1 pseudogene is annotated in these 771 nt (G+C 78.0%); it reads left to right on the top strand.

The features are described 5' to 3' along the window. Positions 1-771, top strand: a pseudogene (locus ND748_RS33145) (pyruvate dehydrogenase); the annotation flags it as partial.

Genomic DNA, 771 nt, shown 5'->3' with positions numbered 1-771 from the left:
GGCCGGTTGGCTGCGGCCCGACAGCGCGCCGCCGCCGGCGGACTCCCGCCCGCTGCGCGTGCTGGGCGCAGGCAACGTCGGGCCGAGCGGAACGGTGTGGGCGGCGCTGGCCCGCCGGTACGCCGGCGAGCGCTTCGACCGCACCCCGCGGGGGCGCCAGATCTGCCTGATCGACTACGCCGAGCTACGCGACCCGGCCGTCTGGGAGACGATCGCCGACGAGCGGGCCGCCCATCTCGGCGAGCTGCTCTGGGTGGTGATGGTGACCGGGACCGGCGTGTCCGCCGCCACCGGCGGTCCTGGCGGGATCGGCGGGCCGGCCCGCGCGGCGCGGCTGTTCGAGGCGGCCGGCTGGCAGGTCCTGACCGTCCGGTACGGCCGGCGGCTCGAGGCGCTGTTCCGGGCGCCCGGCGGCCACGCGCTGCGGTCCCGCCTCGATCTGCTCACTCCGGCCGAGTTCCGGGACCTGCTGCACGCCCGTGGCGCGGACCTGCGCCGCCGCCTCGCCGGGCCGGGCACGGCCGGCGCCGGCATCAGCCGGTTGCTGGACACCCTCACCGACGAGCAGATCCTCGGCTGCCTGGGCGATCTGGGCGGGCACGACATCCCGCTGCTGATCGACGCCTTCGACGAGGTGGCTGCGGACCGGCCCACGGTGCTGTTCGCCTACACCGGTGACCGGCTGGCGCCGGAGGACGACCCGTACCCGGCCGCGGACGCTGGCCGCCGCGTCCCACCCGCGCCGCCAGCAGCGCCGCCGGGCGCCCAGGT

It is taken from the genome of Frankia sp. AiPs1, assembly GCF_023716945.1.
GTDB lineage: Bacteria > Actinomycetota > Actinomycetes > Frankiales > Frankiaceae > Frankia.
This window is presented reverse-complemented; position numbering and strand designations above follow the sequence as displayed.